This is a genomic window from Pseudomonas sp. Irchel s3b6, assembly GCF_900187415.1.
Classification (GTDB): domain Bacteria; phylum Pseudomonadota; class Gammaproteobacteria; order Pseudomonadales; family Pseudomonadaceae; genus Aquipseudomonas.
The window spans coordinates 1-21,210 of record NZ_FYDM01000001.1; the positions used below are offsets into that span (position 1 = coordinate 1).

Here is a 21,210-nt window from a genome sequence, read left to right on the forward strand (position 1 = left end):
CGCAGCTTCAGCTCAAGAGCTTGGTGCGGGTGAAGAAATACCGGGCCTACAAGGGTGAGGCAGGCAAGGCGGCGCCTAATCTTTTGAAGCGTGAGTTCGAAGCTCCGTCACCCAATCAAAAGTGGGTAACCGACGTTACAGAGTTCAAAGTTGGAGGTCAGAAGCTTTATCTGTCTCCCGTTTTGGATCTGTATAACGGCGAAATCATTTCCTACGAGGTTGCCAGAAGGCCGCTGTTCGATATGGTCGGGAAGATGCTCGAAGGTGCATTCAAGCGGCTGCAGCCGCATGAAAAACCGATTTTGCACTCAGACCAGGGCTGGCAGTACCGAATGCCCATTTACCTGCGGGCTCTCAAAAAATGCTCCGTTACGCCGAGCATGTCGCGCAAGGGCAACTGCTACGACAATGCGGCCATGGAGAGTTTCTTCGGCACACTGAAGTCCGAATTTTTTTATCTGAATAAATTTAACGACCTTGATGAGCTTCACGAAGGCATCGACGAGTACATCCAGTATTACAATCACTCGCGTATCAGACTGAAGCTAAACGGCCTGAGTCCTGTTGAATACAGAACTCAGGCCGCTCAGGCATAGATAGAAAATCGTCCAACTTTGTGGGGTCAGTTCACTCTGCGTGGGAATGCCTCCCCGGACGCTCTGCGTCCGCTTCGAACAGGTGGCGCGCAGCGTCACCTGCATTCGTCTACAACACCTGCCAACCCCCGCCCAAGGCCTTGTACAGGGCAATGCTGGCCTGCACCCGCGCCAATCGCAGTTGCACGTTCAGGTCCTGGGCCGCGTACAGCGTACGCTGGGTGTCCAGCACGCTGAGCAGGTCTTCGGCGCCGGCCTGGTAGCGGCGCTGGGCGATGTTGAACGCGGTTTGCGCATGGGCCAGTTCTTCGGCTTGCCACTGCCGTTGTTCGTCGAGGCCACGGATGCCGGTGAGGGCTTTTTCGACGTCGGCAAAACCGTTGATGATCGCCCCGCGATAGGTTTCCAGCAGTCCCTGTTGGCGGGCGCTGGCGCGGTCGCGTTCGGCGCCGAGGCGGCCGTTGTTGAAGATCGGTGCGACCAGCCCGGCCGTCAGGTTGTAGAACGGGCTGCGCAGGGTGTCGCTAAAGGTGTCGGCGCCCGAACCGAGACTGGCGCTCAGGGTCACGCTGGGCAGCATCGCCGCACGGGCAACGATGACGTCGGCCTGGGCCGCAGCCAGTTGGGCTTCGGCGCGGGCAATGTCGGGGCGGCGGCTGATCAGGTCGCTGGGCAATCCGGCGTCGATGCTCGGCCAGTTCAACTGATCGAAACGTTGCTGGCTGCGCGGCAGGGCCTGCACCGGGCGGCCGAGCAAGGCGGCGAGGGTGATCCGCGCTTCTTCGGCCTGTTGGCGCACCAAGGGCAACTGTCGTTGTTGGGCGGCCACCAGGCTTTTCTGCTGGGCCAGTTCCAGGGCGGTGGCCGAGCCTGAGTCGTAGCGGGTTTGCACCAGTTGCAAGACGCTTTGGGCGTTGGCCAGATTCAGCTCGGCAATGCGGCTTTGCTCCTGCAATGACAGGCTTTGCGCATAGCTGTTGGCGACGCTGCCCAGCAGGGTCAGCTCAACGGTGGCTTGGTCGAACTCGCTGGCGCGCACACCTTGCAGGGCGCTGTCGTGGGCGGCGTGTTTGCCGCCCCAGAAATCGATTTCGTAGCTGGCGCTGAGGTTGGCGTCGAAGGAGTCCACGGCCTTGTTGCTGCTGTCGGCATCCAGTTGGCTGTAGCCGTCGCCACGCAACAGCTTTTGCCGATTGGCATTGAGCCCGGCCTTCACCTCCGGTAACAGCGGGCCGCCAGCGATCACGGCGGTGGCTTGTGCCTGACGCACCCGCGCCACCGCCGCGGCCAGGTCAAAGCTGCCGATCCGTGCCTGTTCGATCAAGCGGTCGAGTTCGGGGCTGCCAAAGCTCATCCACCATTGCCCTGAGGTGTGGCTGGCGCTCGCGGCGGTGGGCGAGTGCCAGGTGGGTGGCGGCGTGAGGCCGCTGTCCGGACGTTGCAGGGGAGTGCCACAGGCGCTGAGCAGCAGGCAGATGGAAAGCAGGGTCAAGGGCGACTTCATGGATCGATCATTCACTGGTAAGGGCCGTGACCGGGTCGAGCCGGGCAGCTTTACGGGCCGGCATGAAGCCGAAAATTACCCCGGTGACCAAGGCGCAACCGAAGGCGCCCAGCACCGCGAATACGGAGAACGCTACCGCCACGTCGCTGAGCAGCAACACTCCGCCCACCAACAGGGCCAGGGCGATCCCGGTGATGCCACCGACCACCGAGAGCATCACCGCTTCGGTCAGGAACTGGCGCAGGATGTCCCGCTGACGGGCCCCGGTGGCCATGCGGATGCCAATCTCGCGGGTACGTTCGCGCACGGTCATGAGCATGATGTTCATCACCCCGATGCCGCCCACCAGCAGCGAAATGGCGGCAATCGAGCCGAGCATCAGCGACAGGGTGTTTTGCGTGCGGGCTTCGGCCTGGATCATCGCCGCGTTATTGGTCAGCTCGTAGTCCTTCTTGCCGTTGTGCAGCTTGAGCATCAATTGGTCGATGGCTTGTTCGGCTTCCTTGACCTTGCGCGCGTCGGCGGCCGCTATGGCCACGTACTCCGGGTTGTAGGTGCCGAACAGCCGGACGCTGGCGGCGGAGTAGGGGATGGCGATACGGTCGTCGCTGTCCTGGTCGCCGGAGCTGGCGCCTTTTTCGGCGAGCACGCCCACCACCTGGAATGGCACGTTCTCGATCAGGATGTACTGGCCGATGGGGTCGATTCGATCCTTGAACAGCTTGTCACGGACCTTTTTGCCGATCACTGCCACGGCCGCCGCATTGCGCTCGTCGGCTTCGGTGAAGTAGCTGCCTTCCACCACCGGCCAGTTGAAGATCGCCGGGAAGTTAGTGTCGTTGCCGCCGACATAACTCAGGTGGTCCGCATTGCCAAAGCGCACGCCGGCTTCGGCGCCGTTGACCGGCATGATCCGCATGACTTGCGGCAGGCGGGCCAGGGCGGCCACATCGTCGAGGGTGATGATGCCGGGGGGCGTGCGCGGGTTCGGCGCCGAGCCACCGAGGTAAATGATGTTCGAGCCAAAGGCGCCCATTTGCGCCATGACCTGGCGTTTGCTGCCTTCGCCCACGGCCAGCATCACCACCACCGACGCGACGCCGATGATGATCCCGAGCAAGGTCAGGGCGGTGCGAAAGCGGTTGATCCACATCACCCGCCAGGCCGCCTGCACGGCGTCCAGTAACTCGCCTTTCCACGCCCCGGTGGCTTCGCTGCCTTCGCTCAGGCGCTGGCGCAGGTCCACCGCTTGCAGGGCGCCGGGGTTGACCGTGTGTTGTGCATGGGTGGAGTCGACGGCACTGTCGCTGATGATCAGCCCGTCACGGATTTCGATGACGCGCTTGGCCCGTGCGGCGACTTCACGGTCGTGGGTGATGAGAATCACCACGTGGCCCTGGCTCGCCAGTTCATCGAGCAGGGTCATGACCTCGGCGCCGCTGTGGCTGTCGAGGGCGCCGGTCGGTTCGTCGGCGAGGATGATGTGGCCGCCGTTCATCAGCGCCCGGGCAATCGACACCCGTTGTTGCTGGCCGCCGGAGAGCTGATGAGGGCGGTTGCCGGTGCGTTCGGCCAGCCCCAGCCGAGCCAGCAGGGCGGCGGCGCGGGCATGTCGCTCGGCCGCCGGGGTGCCGGCATAGATGGCCGGCATCTCGACGTTTTCCTGGGCCGAGCCCGAGGGAATCAGGTGGTAACCCTGGAACACAAAGCCGAAGGCTTCACGGCGCAGCCAGGCCAGTTCGTCGCTGTCCAGCCGGGCGACGTTTTCCCCGGCGAACAGGTATTCGCCCGTGCTGGGACGGTCGAGGCAGCCGAGGATGTTCATCAGCGTCGATTTGCCGGAACCGGAGGCGCCGACAATCGCCACGAACTCACCGGCGTGAATCGCCAGGTCGATGCCACGCAGCACGTGGACCTCGGGGGCGTCATCACCGCCGTAGGACTTGCGGATGTCTTTGAGGTCGATCAGCGGCGTCTGCATTCAACCCCCGTTGCCGTCGACCGGACCGATCAGCAGGTGATCGCCCTCATTCAAACCCTCGAGAATCTGCACCTGCAACCGGTCACTGATGCCGGTGCTCACCACGCGCGGCTGGATATCGCCGTTCTTTGCCACGACCCGAACGGTCTGGCTGCCGGGGCGGGGGCCGCTGTGCAGGGCCGAGATCGGGGCCGTGAGGACGTTCTTCGCCTCACTGGCGACGAAGAACACCTGGGTGGTCATTTCCGCCATCAACGCGTTGTCGGCGTTGTCGACGTCCAGTAGCACGGTGTACAGCACGACCCGGCCACTGCCGCTCTTGCCGCTGGACGGGCTGCCACTGCCACCGCCTTCTTTGCTTTGGTCCAGGGGTTTGGGCGGTACCGGCAGAATCTGTCGTACCGTGCTCTGCCAGCGCCGCGTGCCACCGGCGAGGGTGGTGAAATAGGCCTGCATGCCGGGTTTGACGTGGCCGATGTCGGCTTCCGAGACCTCGGCCCAGACGGTCATGGGAGACAGCTTGGCGATCCGCAGAATCAACGGGGTTTGCTGTTGGGCATTGAGGGTCTGGCCGGCGCGGGCGTCCAGCGCTACCACGGTCCCGGACATCGGCGCGTAAATGCGTGTGTAGCCAAGCTCAGCCTGATCACTGCGCAGACTGGCTTCGGCCTGGCGGATCTGTGCCTGGAACATCTGAATGCGGGCCTCGGTGGCGCGCAGTTCGGCGCGGGCGGTTTGTACGTCCTCTTCGCGGGTGGCGCCGCCAGCGGCGAGGTTCTGCTGGCGCTGGTATTTCTGTCGGGCCAGGTCGTGCTGTGCGCGTTGCTCCTGGAGCTGGGCTTTGAGGTTGTCGATGGAGAAGCGACCGGCATCGAGCCTGGCATTTTGCGTCGAGGGGTCGATCTCCACCAGCAACTGGCCCTGGTTGACCACGTCACCGACCTCGACGTGGATCTTCTGGATTTGCCCCGAGGCCTGGGCGCCTACGTCGACATAGCGTCGCGGTTGCAAGGTGCCCAGCGCGGTGACGCTGCTTTCGATGTCGCCCCGGCTGACGGGCACGGTCGCGAGCTTGTCCCGACCAGGCGGGATGATGTGCCAGGCGGCCACCGCGATGGCCGGGATCAGGCAAAGAGCTGCAAGCAGGGCGCGTCGGGTCTGTCGGGGGCGTTTCATGCAGGGTTCCGGCCAGTGGAAGTCGGCCCGTTGCTCGAGGTTGCGGCCTCATCCGGGCCGCGGCCGAGCGCTGCCAGAACACCGGCAGACACGGGAAGCTGTCCTGTATACGAGCCATCAAGGGGCAAATTTAAGCGTCGACACAAAGGGTTACAGCTGTAGACGAGGAATATTTCCCGCGCAAGTCATGGGGTACTTTAAATCTATATGAGAATTACTATAAATTACGCAACTGTGATTGCCATCATCGTGCCGCTATCGTTTTGAAGGCGCCGGTTGGGTTCAAGGTCAGTACCGTTGCGTAAACGGTCGGGAGTCATGTTGGAAAACTACTATCGAGAGCTGGTGTGTTTCCTTAACGCCAAGCTGGGCAACCGCCAGGTGGCCGAAGATGTGGTGCATGACGCCTATGTCCGGGTGCTGGAGCGCGCCAGCGATACGCCCATCGAGCAACCCCGCGCGTTCCTCTATCGCACCGCACTGAACCTGGTGATCGACGGCCACCGGCGTAACGTGGCGCGCCAGACCGAGCCACTGGAAGTGCTCGACAGCGAAGAGCGCTTCTATGCGCCCTCACCGCAACACCACTTCGATGACAGCCAGCGCCTGGACCTGTTGCAGCGTGCGCTGGCCGAGTTGCCGCCGTTGTGCCGCGAGAGCTTTATGCTGCGCAAGCTCGAGGGCCTGTCCCACCCGCAGATCGCCGAGCGCCTGGGGATCTCCCGCAGCCTGGTGGAGAAGCACATCGTCAATGCCATGAAGCATTGCCGTGTGCGCGTGCGCGAATGGGATGCCCATTGAGCGCTGGCCGGTAAATTTTTTTTCATGGTCCTCGTTCCTACTCAACAGACGATCTGCTGTCCTGCCTAGGGCCGGTCAGGTCATTGCGGCTTACATCTCCCCGCTGTTGAGGGGCTTATCCAGAGGACCCTGGAAATGACAAAGGCAATTGCATCGCCCATCGTTCACGACCTGATCGGCGTTGGCTTCGGCCCGTCGAACCTGGCATTGGCCATTGCGCTGCAGGAGCGCGGACAGGCCCACGGCGAGCTTGATGTGCTGTTTCTCGACAAGCAGGCCGACTACCGCTGGCACGGCAACACCCTGGTGACCCAGAGCGAATTGCAGATCTCCTTCCTCAAGGACCTGGTGACGCTGCGCAACCCGACCAGCCCTTACTCGTTCGTCAACTACCTCAAGGCCCATGGCCGTCTGGTGGACTTCATCAACCTGGGCACGTTCTACCCGTGCCGCATGGAGTACAACGATTACCTGCGCTGGGTGGCGGGACAATTTGCGCAGCAGAGCCGTTATGGAGAAGAAGTGCTGGCCATCGAGCCGGTGCTGCGGGACCAGCAGGTTGAAGCGCTGCGAGTGATCTCCCGTGATCGCGACGGCCAGGAGTGTGTGCGCGCCACCCGTTCGGTGGTGGTCAGCGCTGGCGGTACCCCGCGTATTCCCGAGGCGTTCAAGCCGTTCAAGGACGATGGCCGGGTGTTCCACCACTCCCGGTATCTGGAACGCATGGCCCGGCAACCTTGCGTCAACGGCCAACCGATGAATATTGCGATCATTGGCGGCGGGCAGAGTGCGGCAGAGGCCTTCATCGACCTGAACGACAGTTTCCCTTCGGTGCAGGTCGACATGATCCTGCGCGGCTCGGCCCTGAAGCCGGCGGATGACAGCCCGTTCGTCAACGAAGTGTTCTCGCCCCAGTTCACCGACCTGGTGTTCCAGCAGGCGAGCAGTGAGCGCGAGCGGCTGGTCAACGAGTATCACAACACCAATTATTCGGTGGTCGATATCGACCTGATCGAGCGCATCTACGGCATCTTCTATCGCCAGAAGGTCTCCGGGATTGCGCGTCACGCATTCCGTACCCTGACCACCGTGGAGCAAGCCCGGGCCACCGAGCGCGGCATCGAGCTGGCGCTGCGCAACACGGCCACGGGTGAGCTGACCGTTCGGCACTACGACGCGGTGGTGCTGGCCACCGGTTACGAGCGTCAGATGCACCGCCAATTGTTGGCACCGCTGGAGGCGTACCTGGGCGACTTCGAGGTCGATCGCAACTACCGGGTCATCACCGACGAGCGCTGCAAGGCCGGTATCTACATGCAGGGCTTCTGCCAGGCCAGCCACGGTCTGAGCGACACCTTGTTGTCGGTGTTGCCGATCCGCGCCGATGAGATTGCCGGCTCCCTGTACGCCCATGGCAAGCCGCAGGGCAACAGCCATTCGGTACGGGACCTGATGTTGGCGGCGGCCAGTTGAGGGGCGTATTGCAGAACTGTTAGTCGGTCTTCGCGGGTGAGCCCGCAGTTGTAGGAGCAGCCGGTCGACGCTCGAGTGCTCGCGATGAACCCGAGAGCGTCGCGTTTATTCTGAAAGCACGCATTATCGTTAACGTCCATCGCGAGCGTGCTCGCTCCTACAGATTCACGTGCGTCTGCAAGAGCAGGGAGGCGCCCAGTCCTTGGCCGCTGTTACAACCATCCCGAGCGCTTGAAGCTGGCCCATAATCCGACACAGCCGACGGTGATGAACGCCAGCACCCCGAAGTAGCCGTAGTGCAGTTTCAGCTCCGGCATGTTCTCGAAGTTCATCCCATAGATCCCGGCCACGGCGGTCGGGAAGGCGAGGATCGCAGCCCAGGCGGCGAACTTGCGTTGCACCACGCTTTGCCGCGCGGCCTCCAGCAGTACACCGATTTCGATGGTCTGGCTGGCGATGTCGCGCAGGGTGGTGAGGTCTTCCATCTGCCGTGTGACGTGGATCTGCACGTCACGAAAGTACGGCCGCATGTTCTTGTCGATGAACGGGAAACTCAGCTTCTGCAGTTCTTCGCTGATCTCCACCATCGGTGCCGCGTAACGACGCAAGCGCAACACGTCACGGCGCAGGCCATGCAGGTTCAGGATGTCGACTTCGCTCATGGCGCTGCACAGGACATTGCGCTCCAGGTCGTCGATCTCGCCGTGAATCGCTTCGCCCACGGGCTGGTAGTTCTCGATCACAAAGTCGAGCAGGGCATAGAGCACGAAATCCTCGCCGTGCTCCAGCAGCAATGGGCGCGCCTCGCAGCGCTGGCGTACGTGGGCGTAGGAGGCCGACTGACCATTGCGGCAGGTAATGATGTAGCCCTTGCCGGCAAAAATGTGGGTCTCGATAAACTCCAGTTTGCCGTTCTCGCGCACCGGCGAGTAGGTGACGATGAACAGTGCATCGCCGAAGGTTTCCAGCTTCGGTCGGCTGTGTTTTTCCAGGGCGTCTTCAATGGCCAGTTCATGCAGGTTGAACTGGCGCTGCAGGTTGGCCAGCTCCTGGGCGTTCGGCTCTTCGAGGCCGATCCAGACAAAGTGGCCAGGTTTGGCGGCCCAGGCGGCGCCTTCATCGAGGGTGATATTGGTGACTCTCTTACCGGCGCTGTAGACCGCAGCCGCAACGACTCTACCCATGGTTCCGTTTCACTTCTTCTTGAGCAATGGCAGTGACAAGCAGATGCAGCTTAGCTTGCCCTGAAGCTTGAGAGTCAGTGAAATCGAAGAGGTTCCTGGGTTGTTGCAGGTGTGTGCCTGCTCAGGCGGCTTGCAGTTGTCGGTCCAGCGAGTCGATGCACTCGCGCATTTGCTCGCGGCACTGGTCCATCAGCGCGGGCATGTCGTCGAGCGTCAGCCCGGCCGTGGGAATCGGCGGCAGCGAACGGATCAGGATCCGGCCACTGTTCCAGCGATCCAGGCGCATGTGGTTGATGTAGTTGCTGACGCACACCTGCACGATGGGGACGCCGGCCGCGATGGCCATCTGGAACGCGCCTTTCTTGAATGGCAGCAGTTCCTTGCCCAGGTTGCGCGTGCCTTCCGGGAACACCCAGATCGAAGTGTCCTTGTGCTGCAAGGTGTCGGTGGTGGTGAGCATCGCCTTGCGCGCCTTGTGGGCATTGCCACGGTCGATCAGCACGTTGCCGGCCAGCCAGAACAGTTGCCCGAACAGGGGCACCCATTTAAGGCTCTTCTTGCCGATGCACACGGTGCGGTGCGGCACGACGTTGCCCAGTACGAACAGATCGTAGTTGGACTGGTGGTTGGCGATCACCACGCAGCTTTGCTTTTTGTGGGTCAGCGATTCGACGTCGGTCTTGACCCGTAGACGCAGGATGCACATGGCAGGCCAGGCGTAGAGGCGGGCACACAGGCGGCTGTTGTCCGGATTGAACGGTCGGCACAGGCCCAGGATCACACCCAGCCCACCGGCGATCATAAAATGCAGGCCCATCAACAACATACGAATCAGATACAGCATCTACAGGCCCACCGGAGCAAAAGGTGGCGCAGTGTACGGATGTGCACTGTTTTCGGCAATTGCCGCTCTATAAGTAGGAGATAGGCGATGTTTAAGCGCATGTTTCCGACATCTGTTATCAGAGGCGGGCTAGAGCGCTTGCCGGCTTTCGTGCCCCTTGAGCAAGAAAAAGCCCGACGCGACGGTCGGGCTTTTCAGCATTGCACCTTCAGCACTTAACCCAGGTGTTGCTGATCCTGGATGATGGCGCTGTCCAGTGCCTCGAGCAGGGCCTTACGCACTTTGAGCTTGGTGTTCTTGTGGGCGGTCATGTTGATCTTCTTCAACTGACGCGCGGCAGCCAGCGCTGCGCCTTGCAGTTCTTCGGCGGCGACCACCTTGTCGAGGAAACCGGCATCCACCGCGCCTTGCGGATCGAACATCTCGCCGTTGATCACCGAACGGTGGAACGCCGACTTACGCAGACGGTCACGGGCCAGTTCGATACCGGCGTGGTGCATGGTCATGCCGATCTGTACTTCGTTCAGGCCAATGCTGAACGGGCCGTCGACACCAATACGGTAGTCGGCCGACAGCAGAATGAACGCACCCTTGGCCACCGCATGCCCAGGGCACGCGACGATGACCGGGAAGGGGTGGGACAGCAGGCGACGGGCCAGGGTGGAGCCGGCGGTCACCAGGTTCACCGCTTCCTTGGGGCCGGATGTCATCACCTTCAAGTCATAACCGCCCGACAGAATGCCCGGCTGACCGGTGATGATCACCACCGCGCGATCCGTCACCGCCTGGTCCAGTGCAGCATTAAAAGCGGCAATCACGTCCGGCGAGATGGCATTGACCTTGCCATTGCTCAAGGTCAGGGTCGCGATACCGTCTTCGAGGTGGTAGGAAATCAACTCACTCATGACGCTATTCCTTGTATTGAAGTGGGGCAGACGTTACCCATGGCCGCAGGCCAGGTAAAGCGCCGTGACTGACCGGCCAGTCAGCCAATCCGCCCCCGCCCAGCATCGCGGGCCACGCCCACCTCGCGTTGCCTTCTATATAGAAGCGTTCCCTTGGCCGAAGAATGGCAGCTTTGCCATACCCGCCAACCCGCCCGAATCGACAAATCGCTTAACCGCATGAAAATTCTGAAAAAAATGTTTGCCATCGGAAAAGCTTTCGACTACATTAGCGCGCCTCGACAGACAGAACTTGTTTGAAGAGATACGGTGAAGTGTCCGAGTGGCTTAAGGAGCACGCCTGGAAAGTGTGTATACAGGAAACTGTATCGAGAGTTCGAATCTCTCCTTCACCGCCACATTTAAACGTTAGAGCCCTGATTATTCGGGGCTTTTTCGTTTCTGCGGTTCTGAAAAAACACAGCCCATACTTTGGCCCATACCCTGGACGGCTCAGTGCTTTGCGACCAAAGGCTGATTTTTCGACAGTTTCTAAGCGGTGTACATCATTCGACGCGCTGTATTTCAGTGATGACCCCCGCATCGCGAAAGCCGAAGGCATAGCCCTCTGCACGACTGGCTGATTCCAACACCTGGTGCATGAGGCTGCCTTCGATGATCTTGAGAGTGGAGTATTAGGCGGATCACCGGTAGCGATCCGCGAGAATGCTTACTCTGGCATTGTCCAGGATTGTAGCTTGTAGCCCTCCTGGCTCAACTCGGCGCGCACCTCTTCCAGCAGGCTTTCCAGCTGCGCCGGGTCGGAATAGGTACTGGTTGGAATCTGTTTGCGACAAATACGAGTGTGGGCCCGGTCGATGATGGTCAGGCTCAGTTCGCCATTACCGTCTTGCGGAGCCCAGGCGACGCATTGAAAAGGTTCGAATGCGTGGCCGGCAATCAAAAGTGCTTCGTTGATGCGAAACGGAGTGCTCATGGGTCGTCTCTCCTTGTACCCAAACAGATGATGTGCCGTCGGTTGGGCTTACCGGTCGGCTGTTTATTAGTAGGGGGGGCGGGTCACAAGTAGTAATAAGTATGTTTAAACTTTATTTCATTCACGGAAATTAACCCGCGATTGTGAAAGTTGAATGGACGGTAGTAATTCATTAGGGAAGCTCTGAAAAAGACTTCCAGATTTGGTGAAATTGTTGGCGCTAATTGAAAACTCACACACCCTGCCGATTGAAATTTTACCCAGGGCGGATTGCTGATTTCGCAGCAGCAATTTTGGATAAACTTAGCAGCGTGCCGATCACATGAGTCGCGGAAGACCTGCTACATGCAGTCATGCAGCAGGGCATTTCCACAACAACAGTCAAAATTGCTGGTCTTCCTCCCTACCAACCTCGTCCTTGAGCTTACGTTCGCGTGATTTGATCTTCGTCTGTGCAATCAAACTGCTGTGTTGCAGGCGGTACGACTCGTTGCCAGTTCCCGATCAATCATACTTCGGCACAACCCACAATATCTCGACGCTGCCGTCATCCAGGAAGTTGAGCGTCACGTACCAGAAAGTGTCGCGCTCTGGCCTGCAGCAGTCTTTCATTGCTTTACATAACTGCCTGGCGCCGGCTCCAGAGGCGGGAATTTGTTATTTCCTATGTGCGGAACCGCTGGTTGGCGCTCGCCGGAGTGTCCCACCAGCCAGTTGAACCAATCATTCCACCAGCTACCGGGTTGCTGCTCAGCATTCTTGAACCAGGTCTCCGGGTTTTTCGTGACCCGATTATTGGTCCAGTAATGGCGCTTCTGCTTGGCCGGTGGATTGATGACGCCGGCAATATGCCCTGAAGCTCCTAATACAAAACGCTTGGCCCCGGAGAGCAGGTTGGTGCTGGCGTAGGCGCTTTTCCAGGGCACGATGTGATCGTCATGGGTGGCGAGGATGTAAGCGGGAGCGTCAATTGCACGCAAATCAAGCTTGACCCCACAGCACTCCAGCTCGCCTGATTTCAAATCGTTCTGCAGATAGGTGTGGCGCAGATACCAGCAGTACATCGGCCCCGGAAGGTTGGTGCTATCGTTGTTCCAGAACAGCAGATCAAGCGGGATCGGCTTCTGCCCCTTGAGGTATTTGTCGACGTTGTAGTTCCACCACAGCTCGTTGGGGCGCAGTAGGGAAAAGGTATTGCCCATGTCCTCACCACGAAACAGACCGATGGGACCATTCATGCCGCCGATAGTGCGCTCTCGATAGGCCACCAGTTCTTCGTCGACGAATATGTCGATGGGACCGGTATCCAGGTAGTCAAGGAACGTGGTGAACAGGCTCACGCTGGCGATCTCCCTGTCGCCGCGTGCAGCAAGTACTGCCAGCGCCGTGCTCAGCAGGGTGCCGCCGATGCAGAAGCCCACGCAATTGAGTCGCTGCTCGCCACTGATATCGCGGGTCACCTGCAAGGCGTCGATTACCCCGTGCTCAATCAGGTCATCCCAGGTGGTGCCAGCGTGTTCCTCGTCAAAGTTGCGCCAGGACATCAGGAATACGGGATGTCCCTGTTCCAGCAGGTGGCGGACCATCGAGTTGTCCGGGCGCAGATCAAGGATGTAGTACTTGTTGATCGACGGAGGTACGACGAATACCGGGTGTCGGTACTGGGATTCGCTTTGCGGGTAGTACTGAATTAGCTGGAATAGGTGATTCTCAAAGACGATTTCGCCGGGGGTGTTAGCCAGATCGACGCCAACCTTGAAGGCGCCGCTATCACACTGGCGCATTTTGCCTTCGTTCATGTCGCTGGCCAGATGCTGCATACCTGTGAGCAGGCTGGCACCTTGAGTCTCAACCACACGCTGGAGCGCATCAGGGTTACTGACCAGGAAATTGCTTGGCGCACTGGCGGCAATGGCTTGCTCCACCAGATAGCGCAGGCGTTGGCGCGGTTTTTTTTCGTCGATCGGCAGTTTGTCGAGCAGTTTCAGGAGAAAGCTGGAGTTGAGCAGGTAAAACGCAGCGAGGGAGCCGAACAGTGGCTCGCTCCAGTTGCCGCTGGAGAAGCGTCGATCATCGAAGCTGAAGGGTTGGCCGGTCAGCAGTTTTTGGCCGAGTTGGCACCATTGAACCTGGTAGTCCGTTTGTAGACTGTCCAGGGTTTCGCGAGGCAACTCGAACCAGGCGCCGTGCTCATGCCCGGAAAACCACGGATTAGTGCTGACCCATAGGCGTAATTGTTGCACTGCAAAGGAAGCGATGAACGGAGCCTGGCCTGACCAATAGGTTTTGAATGTATGCGCGTTGTTGTCCATAAAGTTCCTTGCCCATACAGATGAGCCGGGCAGAAAAAAAGCCGCGCTTTGCCGGACTCCGGCGTAGCGACGGCAGGAATGCGGGCAGCGTTGTCTGACGCCAATCTGATGCGTGGAACAAGGGTCCCAAGTCCGCGCATGGGCTACTCAGATGCCGTTGGTTAGCGCTCGATAGCCAGGCCGACGCCTTGTCCGCCACCGATGCACAAAGTGGCCAGTCCCTTCTTGCCGTCGCGACGGATCAGCTCGTGCACCAGCGACACCAAAATCCGTGCCCCTGACGCGCCGATCGGATGGCCAAGGGCGATCGCGCCGCCGTTGACGTTGACTTTTCTGGTGTCCCAACCCAACTCTTTGCCAACCGCCAGCGCCTGGGCGGCGAAGGCTTCGTTGGCTTCGATCAGGTCCAGGTCCTCGACGCTCCAGCCGGCCTTTTGCAGGGTCAGGCGTGTAGCCGGGACAGGGCCGATGCCCATGATCGACGGGTCTACACCGGCGCTGGCATAGGCTTTGATCCGTGCCAGAACCGGGAGGCCCAGCGCTTGTGCTTTTGCAGCGCTGGCCAGCAACAGTACGGCAGCACCATCGTTGAGGGTCGAAGCGTTGCCGGCGGTCACGCTGCCGTCTTTCTGGAATGCCGGTTTGAGTTTCGCCAAGGTTTGGGCAGTACTGTCGGCACGCGGCTGTTCGTCGGTGTCGAAGACCAGCGGTTCGCCCTTGCGCTGAGGAATCAGGATCGGGGTGATTTCGCTCTGGAAGCGTCCGCCCTCAATGGCTGCTGCGGCTTTCTGTTGCGAGGCGATAGCGAAGGTATCCTGTGCTTCACGAGAGATCTCGTACTTCTGCGCCAGATTCTCAGCGGTGATACCCATGTGGTAGTCGTTGAAGGCGTCCCACAGGCCATCCTGGATCATGCTGTCTTGCAGTTGCGCATGGCCCATACGCAAGCCGGTGCGTGCCTTGGGCAGAACATAGGGGGCCAGACTCATATTTTCCTGACCGCCAGCGATTACCAGTTCCGCGTCGCCGCAACGGATTGCCTGGACGGCAAGATGGACCGCCTTGAGACCAGAGCCGCAGACCTTGTTCAAGGTCAGGGCAGGGGTGGTGTGTGGCAAGCCAGCCTTGATCGCTGTCTGGCGTGCCGGGTTCTGCCCAGCGCCGGCAGTGAGTACCTGGCCGAGTATCACTTCATCAATTTGAGTAGCATCGATACCCGTCTGCTCCAGCAAGCGGCGAATCACTGCGGCACCCAGTTCGGTCGCGGGAATTGCAGACAAAGCACCCTGGAAACTGCCAATGGCGGTACGAGTTGCGGCAACGATTACGACTTCGTTCATGCGTGACCTCATGGAAAAGACAAAATTCGGCGAACAAACCAGGGCATTTATGCCTTGGTTGGGGGTTATTGCATGTTCATGCCGCCGTTTACCGAGAAGTCGGCACCGGTGCTGTAGGCGGACTCATCGGAGGCCAGCCAGGCCACGATTGAGGCAATCTCTTCGGGTTGGCCAAGGCGGCCGACCGGTGTTGCCGCGATCATGCCTTCGAGAATGTCCGGGCGTATTGCTGCGGTCATGGATGTCTGGATGTAACCTGGGGATACGGTATTGACGGTCACGCCCTTGCCGGAGACTTCCCGGGCCAGTGCCATGGTGAAACCATGGATGCCAGCCTTGGCGGCGGAGTAGTTGGTCTGGCCGAACTGGCCACGCTGACCGTTGATGGAGGAGATATTGATGATCCGCCCCCAGCCTTTGGACAACATGCCTTCAATGACCTGCTTGGTGGTGTTGAACAGGCCCGTCAGGTTGGTCCCGATCACGCTGTTCCAGTCTTCCGGGGTGAGCTTGCGAAAAGACGCGTCGCGGGTGATGCCGGCGTTGTTGACCAGCACATCGATCGGGCCGAATTGTTCACGAGCCATCTCGAAAGCCTTGCGGGTTGACTCCCAATCGGTGACGTCACCATAGATGAACTCGAACTCATAACCCGCCTCCAGTTGACTGGCACGCCAGTCGTTCTTGCGGCTTGAATCAGAGCTGCAGCCGACGATTACCTTGAATCCTTCCTTGTATAGACGTTGGCTGATTGCCGTACCGATACCGCCCATACCACCCGTTACCAAAGCAATGCGACTACGCGATTCCATACATCTACTCCATTTTTTTTGCGCTGCAGGAGAGAAGATTGTTCGACATCGACGGGCCGTGCGGAAGTGTTTGTAGGTGACGTTTTCGTGTCCATCGGTGCCACCCGGGCGTTTTGGCCCGCTGGCAAAAAATGAGGAGTACCTATACTGGGATCAATACCTGAAACTCCACAGGCAGTTAATATTTGTGCAACAAAATTGAAATATGTTCAGCGTAGGTCAATATTGGCTCCGGACAGGATGTTCGGTTCCACAGGTTATTGAGGGAGCTATGTATAGAATGAGTTCAGGTTATGCCGGCGTGCTGGCGAAGACGCTTTTGGCTCAAGGACTGGATTTTGCCAGTCTGTGCGAGGAGGCTGGACTTGATGTCACGCTCGTGAATAAACCGGGAGTATTCTGCGAGCGAAGCGTTATCTATCGTTTATGGGACCTGGCCGCTCAGGCCTCGGATGATCCGAACATCGGTTTGAAAGCCTACGGAAATTTCCATCCCAGCGTTTTTCAGATCGTGGGCTACACGATGATGTCCAGTTCGAATTTGAAAAGGGCGCTCGAACGTCTGGTTCGTTTCAGCCCGTTGATTAGTACTGGATTCAGCCTTTTCTTTATCCGGGAGCAGCAGAATTACCGTCTTGCCGCGCTCGATCATCAGCAACATGGCTCGGTCAGACCCCGGCAACATACGGATGCAGGGCTGGCTTCGCTGCTGGGTTTCTGCCGTTGGCTGGCGGGTGGCAAGTTGCCGCAACCGTTGAGTGTGGAGTTCGCTTATCCCGAACCTGAAGACACGTCGGAGCATCAGCGGCTTTTTGGCTGTCCACTGCGTTTTGGGGCTGCTTATGACAGCATCGTGTTCGATGGCCAGGAGCTTCTGAGTCCTTTGAGTATGGCCAACGAGGCGTTGGCCACGCTCCATGACAGTTTTGCCGAGGCTCAGCTGGACCTGTTGTCCGGCAACTCTATTGTTGCCAGGATTCGCGCGCTGATTACCGAGCGCCTGAGTCAGGGGCAAGGGCAATGTGATATGGAATCGATTGCTGCGGCACTGAGCATCAGCAAGCGAACGCTTCAACGAGGCCTTGAGAAGGATGGCGCGCAATTCAAGGATGTCCTGAACGATGTGCGCCGGCAGTTGGCCGACTTCTATTTGCGCCATTCTCATTTCAGCATGAAGCATGTGACGTATCTGCTCGGTTTTCATGATCACAGCAGCTTCCATAAGGCTTGCACCCGTTGGTTCGGTATGACCCCCGGTCAATATCGGGTCGACGAGTCGTTGTTTGCGGTCGAGGAAGCCGTGCCGATGCCTGTCCGAGTCATGAACCCCGCCGGTCTGCGCAGAGATCAAAAGATCGGAGGCTTCGCCAACTCTTACGCCGAACGGATACACCGGTAATTCCTTGTGAAGGCTCATTGAGGCGTTCATTGAGGCTTTGGACCTTTTGTCCTTTTGCTCGCTTTGCGTTTTGGGGCTTTAGCTACGATGACGGGGGCGGGCGCCGGTGTGATCTCCGACGGCAGCACTGCCACAAACGGGGATGGCTCCAGAGGGGGCGCCAGCTGAATGACATCTGTTTCACTGGGCGGTTGGGTCAGGCTAAAACTTGGCAAGGGGACTTCGAGTAGCGCGTGCAGTTCACGCCAGAATTCGCCTTCAGCTCCAGTAATTGTCAGCAGTTCGGGCATCAATTGCCCAACGGCTGCGAGGACCTGTTGGCGTGCCTTGGTGTCCGGGAGTAGCAAGGGCAGGCTGCGTAAGCTTTCTTGTGGGTGGGCAAAAACCAGCAGGTTCTGCAACCGGATGGCTTCGCGCAGGGCAGCAGGCTCATTGCTGTAGTCCTGGACCAGCAGATGCACCTGCTGGATCAGTTTTTCAATGCTTTCCTTGCCCGCCTTATCGCTGTCGCGGCCCAGCAAAAGCAGAATCCGCACCAACGCTTCCAGCGGGCCGCCATGGGGCAGTGCATCCTGCAGGCGTTCGATCAGGGCTTGGTCTTGCTGATCAGCATGTGCCTGGAGATTTCGCACAGGCTTGTTGCTGGTGAGGACACTCAGTGCGCCGTAAATGCCATAGAAACACAGCTCCTGGGTGGCATCGCGGATATCGCGATAAGCATTCAGGGCGTCTTGCGTCTGGTTGGAGAACAGCTCCTGCCAGGCCAGCAACGGGTTATCTTTGCGTGCAGGACGACGATCACTTCTCACTTGGGAGGCGGTCCCGGCCAACCACCATAGCGCCGGATTCAGGCTGCTCCATAGCACTTGCTGCTGATGGAAGGGATGCGTCCTGCGCATCAGTTCGGCAACGGGCTCGTTGACTATCTGACGTAGCCACGGGCGTATGAACCCGTCGTAAAACGTGCTGTTGATTTCAGACGCACGCTCCACCAGAGAGAATTCGCGATCGTCATCACGAGTCGGCTCGACGTCATCATGGATATCGGCGATTCGCCTTGATTCGAAACGCACTCGGTATTGCACGTCACCGCTGCCTGAGGCAGCCGGCAGATCGTCGATCAGCATTTCGTATAGCCCTGCCGGCAGCGCATTGATGGCTTCGACCGCACCGAGCAACCCACGGTGTTCACGTTGCGCCACCTTGCCGGAAACAAAAATGCCCAAATGGCCGATGCTAGCGTGCCGCAGGTAGACGATGGTACGTCCTGCGTCATGCAAAGCGAGATCGCTGGGATAGACATCGGTGATCCAGTTCAATGCCTGCTGTGGAGGGGTGATGTTGTCTCCGTAGGAGCAGAATACCACCACCGGTACTTCGATCCGTTTCAGGTCAATGCCGGAGCTCTTGCGGCCGAGACCGCCGGACAACTGGTTGCCGATGAAAAGGTCATCGACAATCATCTCGATTTCTTCGCCATTGAGCAGGGTCGGGCTGCCCCACCAGCGTTCGAAGTCGAGAAAGCGCGCAGCCTCGCTGTCGACCTGGCTGAACAGCTGGTAGTACTTGCCCCAATAGGTGTTGGCCGGGTCCAGGTTTTCGAAATTGCTGACCAGCCAGGTACCGTCGAAACGGTCATTGCCCAAGTCGCTGCCCAGGCGAGCCATCCAGCCGCCACCCAGCAGGCCACCGGTATAGCGCATCGGATTGCGTCCATTGACACCGGCCCAGTACGACAAGGGGGCACCATTGATAATGATCAACCCTGGCAGTTCCGGCCGTGTTGCCGCCAGTCCCATCAAGGCCCAGCCGGCCTGGCAGTTACCGATGATGATCGGCTTGCTGTTGGCCGGGTGAAGGGCACTGACGACTTCGATGAACCGGGCCTTGGCTTCGACGATATCGGCCAGGGTTTGCCCGGGCTGTGGCGAGTGACTGAAAGAGATGAAATAGGTGGGGTGGCCGGCTCTGAGGCTTTCACCTAATACCGAATCCTGTTTGAAGCCGCCGATTCCCGAGCCGTGGCCGCCGCGTGGGTCAATGATGATCACCGGCTGGCTATTGCTGTCGATTCTTTGCTCTGGTCCGGGGAGGATTCGCAACAGTGAATAGTTGACCGGGCGTGGGAGATCGGAGCCTGCGACCAGGGTTTCATGATCGAACTTGAGCAGCAGAGGATACCCGGCGCGTTCATGGGCCAGCGTATTGTCGCCACGCTGGCGCAGTGTGTCCCAGAACAGCAGGCTGCGTTGGCCGAGGTCGGTGAAGTATTCCTGCCAGTCAGTGGGCGTGGGTTGTTTGAGTTGACCCCGCTTAAGAGGCGCGAGGGTTTTTTCCTGGCGCTGGCGCAAAGCATCAAGGACGTTCAGGGTATTGAGGTGCTGCAGATGACTCAGGTGTTCGAACAGGCTGCGTTGAGAGGAGAGTCTGTCATATTGCGATGCAATAATATCTTCCTGGCCCATGGTGATCTCCTGGCTTCATGCATGAGAAGCAGCTCGCCTGCATCTCATCATTAAAAAGAGCTTGGCTGGCCGTTCGCCTTTCAGGAGTCTATAGCGAATAACGGTGGGAGGTGAAGGATTGTTGTGCGGCGCACAAAAAAACATTGCCAAACGAATTTGTGCACTGCAATATCAAGGCTAACGCGATGCTCGGCAGGATCGCTATCGCGTCCTCAGGCTCATGTCGGCCTTTCAGAATCAGGAGATTCAAGCATGACTTTTTTTAACTCGGAAAAATTGCAAGACGCTCAGAAAGCCAATCTAGACCTCCTGCAGCAAATCAGCGGCAAAATCTTCGCCAGCGTTGAACAGCTCACCCAATTGCAGATCAAGACTCTGCAGGCCTCCACCGAGGAGCAGTTCGACGGTTTCCGCAAACTGCTGGCAGTCCGTGATCCACAAGGGTTCGCTGAGCTCCAGGCTTCTTTCACCCAGCCAAATGTGCAAGCCGAACGCCTTGCTGAGTTCAATCGTCAAGTACACGCGCTGATTGTTGGCACCCAGTCGGAAATCGCCCAACTGACCACGCGTCAGGTCGAGGCGGGCACCAAGCAGGTGCAAGAGTTCGTTGAAGTGATCAGCAAGAATGCACCGGCTGGCTCCGAGCCTGTTGTGGCAGCGTTCAAGTCGTCGCTGGCCAATGCTGGCACCGTTTTTGAAAGCGCACAGAAAGCCGTAAAACAGGCTACTGACGTTGCCCAGAGCGGTTTCGAAGCAGCGACTGCAGCGACTGCCGCAGCCGGGAAAACCGCGCCAGAGACTGGCAAGGCAACAAGCGGTAACAAGTAAGTCACGTTAAAACGGTTACACCGATGGCGATGGGTTTATTCCCCATCGCCATTTTTTTTCGACCCGCCACCCGCGCCTGGCTTGCCTGACGGTGTGCCGCCGAACAGGCCAAAGAGGTTCTGAGTGTTCAGGTAGAGGGCTTTTGACTGGTCGACGTACTGGCGCATCAAATCCTGCATGACCGGTGCTTGTTGATGCATGAACTCACCCCAGGCTTCAGAGGACTGAGCGCCGGTCTGGGACTGGATGTCGATGACCGTCTGGATGCTTTTGTCCAGGTAGCTGCCGAGGACGCCCTGGTAAGGACCGTAGAACTGGATAATCCCCACGAGCATCTCAATGGAGAAGATCGGCTCACCACCACTTTCGGCTTCCAGAATGACCTGCAGCAAAATACTTCGGGTCAGATCCTCGCCAGTCTTGGCGTCGACCACCTCGAAGGGGATTTTATCGATGACCAATTGACGAATATCCGCAAGGGTCAAATGACTGCTGGTGTGCGTGTCATACAGACGGCGATTCGGGTACTTCTTGATCAGACGGGTGGTGTTCCGACTGTTATCTGTCATGCGGGGCTACTCACAGCAAGCCTGATTTACAGGCATCTTATCCTA

General features: G+C 59.0%; 17 protein-coding genes, 1 tRNA gene and 1 pseudogene. 6 read left to right on the plus strand and 13 right to left on the minus strand.

Annotated elements, in window-relative coordinates:
* The coding region (locus CKW07_RS00005; RefSeq protein WP_141234407.1) for an IS3 family transposase at positions 1–596 on the plus strand (596 nt) is incomplete at its 5' end.
* 109 nt (positions 597–705) lie between these two features.
* On the opposite strand, the gene CKW07_RS00010 is transcribed toward CKW07_RS00005, so the two are convergent.
* The 3 genes from CKW07_RS00010 to CKW07_RS00020 are packed head-to-tail and all read right to left on the minus strand — an operon-like array spanning position 706 to position 5,257.
* The gene (locus CKW07_RS00010) at positions 706–2,100 is read right to left on the minus strand and encodes an efflux transporter outer membrane subunit (RefSeq protein WP_095143033.1); all 1,395 of its coding nucleotides are present in this window, start codon (positions 2,098–2,100) and stop codon (positions 706–708) included.
* A 7-nt stretch (positions 2,101–2,107) separates the two neighbouring features.
* Positions 2,108–4,081 carry a MacB family efflux pump subunit gene (locus tag CKW07_RS00015; protein WP_095143034.1) on the minus strand — a complete coding sequence of 658 codons (1,974 nt, stop codon included), beginning with the start codon at positions 4,079–4,081 and terminating at the stop codon, positions 2,108–2,110.
* The gene (locus CKW07_RS00020; RefSeq protein ID WP_095143035.1) at positions 4,082–5,257 is read right to left on the minus strand and encodes an efflux RND transporter periplasmic adaptor subunit; all 1,176 of its coding nucleotides are present in this window, start codon (positions 5,255–5,257) and stop codon (positions 4,082–4,084) included. It lies immediately after the preceding gene.
* Between the two features lie 318 nt (positions 5,258–5,575).
* Here CKW07_RS00020 and CKW07_RS00025 point away from each other — a divergent pair, with 318 nt between their 5' ends.
* A complete protein-coding gene (locus CKW07_RS00025) occupies positions 5,576–6,058 on the plus strand; it encodes a sigma-70 family RNA polymerase sigma factor (RefSeq protein ID WP_095143036.1) in 483 nt (160 codons plus the stop codon).
* A gap of 135 nt (positions 6,059–6,193) precedes the next feature.
* Positions 6,194–7,531, plus strand: a complete 1,338-nt coding sequence (locus CKW07_RS00030) for a lysine N(6)-hydroxylase/L-ornithine N(5)-oxygenase family protein (RefSeq protein ID WP_095143037.1) — start codon at positions 6,194–6,196, stop codon at positions 7,529–7,531.
* 212 nt (positions 7,532–7,743) lie between these two features.
* Here the strand turns inward: CKW07_RS00030 and CKW07_RS00035 are convergent, their stop codons facing one another.
* The 3 genes from CKW07_RS00035 to CKW07_RS00045 form a co-directional block, all read right to left on the minus strand.
* Positions 7,744–8,715: a magnesium and cobalt transport protein CorA gene (locus tag CKW07_RS00035; RefSeq protein ID WP_095082590.1), complete on the minus strand. Its 972-nt coding sequence runs from the start codon at positions 8,713–8,715 to the stop codon at positions 7,744–7,746.
* A gap of 121 nt (positions 8,716–8,836) precedes the next feature.
* The gene (locus CKW07_RS00040) at positions 8,837–9,559 is read right to left on the minus strand and encodes a 1-acyl-sn-glycerol-3-phosphate acyltransferase (protein ID WP_095143038.1); all 723 of its coding nucleotides are present in this window, start codon (positions 9,557–9,559) and stop codon (positions 8,837–8,839) included.
* A 215-nt stretch (positions 9,560–9,774) separates the two neighbouring features.
* The gene (locus tag CKW07_RS00045) at positions 9,775–10,464 is read right to left on the minus strand and encodes a crotonase/enoyl-CoA hydratase family protein (RefSeq protein WP_095143039.1); all 690 of its coding nucleotides are present in this window, start codon (positions 10,462–10,464) and stop codon (positions 9,775–9,777) included.
* A gap of 308 nt (positions 10,465–10,772) precedes the next feature.
* Between CKW07_RS00045 and CKW07_RS00050 the strand changes: the two genes are divergently transcribed.
* Positions 10,773–10,862: transfer RNA gene (locus tag CKW07_RS00050), tRNA-Ser, on the plus strand.
* A gap of 311 nt (positions 10,863–11,173) precedes the next feature.
* On the opposite strand, the gene CKW07_RS00055 is transcribed toward CKW07_RS00050, so the two are convergent.
* The 5 genes and pseudogenes from CKW07_RS00055 to phbB form a co-directional block, all read right to left on the minus strand.
* Entirely contained in the window at positions 11,174–11,440 is a 267-nt protein-coding gene (locus CKW07_RS00055; protein WP_095143040.1) for a hypothetical protein, read from the minus strand.
* Positions 11,441–11,821: 381 nt separating this feature from the next.
* A pseudogene (locus CKW07_RS00060) lies at positions 11,822–11,938 on the minus strand (AAA family ATPase); the annotation flags it as partial.
* A 110-nt stretch (positions 11,939–12,048) separates the two neighbouring features.
* On the minus strand, positions 12,049–13,752 hold the full coding sequence (gene phaC / locus CKW07_RS00065; RefSeq protein ID WP_095143041.1) for a class I poly(R)-hydroxyalkanoic acid synthase: 1,704 nt from the start codon (positions 13,750–13,752) through the stop codon (positions 12,049–12,051).
* 161 nt (positions 13,753–13,913) lie between these two features.
* Complete coding sequence (locus tag CKW07_RS00070; RefSeq protein WP_095143042.1) at positions 13,914–15,092, minus strand: acetyl-CoA C-acetyltransferase; 1,179 nt, start codon at positions 15,090–15,092, stop codon at positions 13,914–13,916.
* A 65-nt stretch (positions 15,093–15,157) separates the two neighbouring features.
* On the minus strand, positions 15,158–15,904 hold the full coding sequence (gene phbB / locus CKW07_RS00075; RefSeq protein WP_007988010.1) for an acetoacetyl-CoA reductase: 747 nt from the start codon (positions 15,902–15,904) through the stop codon (positions 15,158–15,160).
* 271 nt (positions 15,905–16,175) lie between these two features.
* On the opposite strand from phbB, the gene CKW07_RS00080 reads away from it, so the two are divergent.
* Complete coding sequence (locus CKW07_RS00080) at positions 16,176–17,303, plus strand: AraC family transcriptional regulator (RefSeq protein ID WP_095143043.1); 1,128 nt, start codon at positions 16,176–16,178, stop codon at positions 17,301–17,303.
* A 26-nt stretch (positions 17,304–17,329) separates the two neighbouring features.
* Here the strand turns inward: CKW07_RS00080 and CKW07_RS00085 are convergent, their stop codons facing one another.
* Positions 17,330–19,768, minus strand: coding sequence for a DUF3141 domain-containing protein (locus tag CKW07_RS00085; protein ID WP_095143044.1), 2,439 nt, complete (start codon positions 19,766–19,768; stop codon positions 17,330–17,332).
* A gap of 252 nt (positions 19,769–20,020) precedes the next feature.
* On the opposite strand from CKW07_RS00085, the gene phaP reads away from it, so the two are divergent.
* Entirely contained in the window at positions 20,021–20,596 is a 576-nt protein-coding gene (gene phaP, locus CKW07_RS00090) for a TIGR01841 family phasin (RefSeq protein WP_095143045.1), read from the plus strand.
* A gap of 35 nt (positions 20,597–20,631) precedes the next feature.
* On the opposite strand, the gene phaR is transcribed toward phaP, so the two are convergent.
* Positions 20,632–21,165: a polyhydroxyalkanoate synthesis repressor PhaR gene (gene phaR / locus CKW07_RS00095; protein ID WP_095143046.1), complete on the minus strand. Its 534-nt coding sequence runs from the start codon at positions 21,163–21,165 to the stop codon at positions 20,632–20,634.
* Between the last annotated feature and the right edge of the window lie 45 nt (positions 21,166–21,210).

Bases quoted from the DNA above. Each gene is read 5' to 3' on its own strand.
- phbB (WP_007988010.1), bottom strand. From the start codon at position 15,904: ATGGAATCGCGTAGTCGCATTGCTTTGGTAACGGGTGGTATGGGCGGT.
- CKW07_RS00030 (WP_095143037.1), top strand. From the start codon at position 6,194: ATGACAAAGGCAATTGCATCGCCCATCGTTCACGACCTGATCGGCGTT.
- CKW07_RS00070 (WP_095143042.1), bottom strand. From the start codon at position 15,092: ATGAACGAAGTCGTAATCGTTGCCGCAACTCGTACCGCCATTGGCAGT.
- CKW07_RS00035 (WP_095082590.1), bottom strand. From the start codon at position 8,715: ATGGGTAGAGTCGTTGCGGCTGCGGTCTACAGCGCCGGTAAGAGAGTC.
- phaR (WP_095143046.1), bottom strand. From the start codon at position 21,165: ATGACAGATAACAGTCGGAACACCACCCGTCTGATCAAGAAGTACCCG.
- CKW07_RS00085 (WP_095143044.1), bottom strand. From the start codon at position 19,768: ATGGGCCAGGAAGATATTATTGCATCGCAATATGACAGACTCTCCTCT.
- CKW07_RS00015 (WP_095143034.1), bottom strand. From the start codon at position 4,081: ATGCAGACGCCGCTGATCGACCTCAAAGACATCCGCAAGTCCTACGGC.
- CKW07_RS00010 (WP_095143033.1), bottom strand. From the start codon at position 2,100: ATGAAGTCGCCCTTGACCCTGCTTTCCATCTGCCTGCTGCTCAGCGCC.
- CKW07_RS00020 (WP_095143035.1), bottom strand. From the start codon at position 5,257: ATGAAACGCCCCCGACAGACCCGACGCGCCCTGCTTGCAGCTCTTTGC.
- CKW07_RS00080 (WP_095143043.1), top strand. From the start codon at position 16,176: ATGTATAGAATGAGTTCAGGTTATGCCGGCGTGCTGGCGAAGACGCTT.
- phaP (WP_095143045.1), top strand. From the start codon at position 20,021: ATGACTTTTTTTAACTCGGAAAAATTGCAAGACGCTCAGAAAGCCAAT.
- CKW07_RS00055 (WP_095143040.1), bottom strand. From the start codon at position 11,440: ATGAGCACTCCGTTTCGCATCAACGAAGCACTTTTGATTGCCGGCCAC.
- phaC (WP_095143041.1), bottom strand. From the start codon at position 13,752: ATGGACAACAACGCGCATACATTCAAAACCTATTGGTCAGGCCAGGCT.
- CKW07_RS00045 (WP_095143039.1), bottom strand. From the start codon at position 10,464: ATGAGTGAGTTGATTTCCTACCACCTCGAAGACGGTATCGCGACCCTG.
- CKW07_RS00040 (WP_095143038.1), bottom strand. From the start codon at position 9,559: ATGCTGTATCTGATTCGTATGTTGTTGATGGGCCTGCATTTTATGATC.
- CKW07_RS00025 (WP_095143036.1), top strand. From the start codon at position 5,576: ATGTTGGAAAACTACTATCGAGAGCTGGTGTGTTTCCTTAACGCCAAG.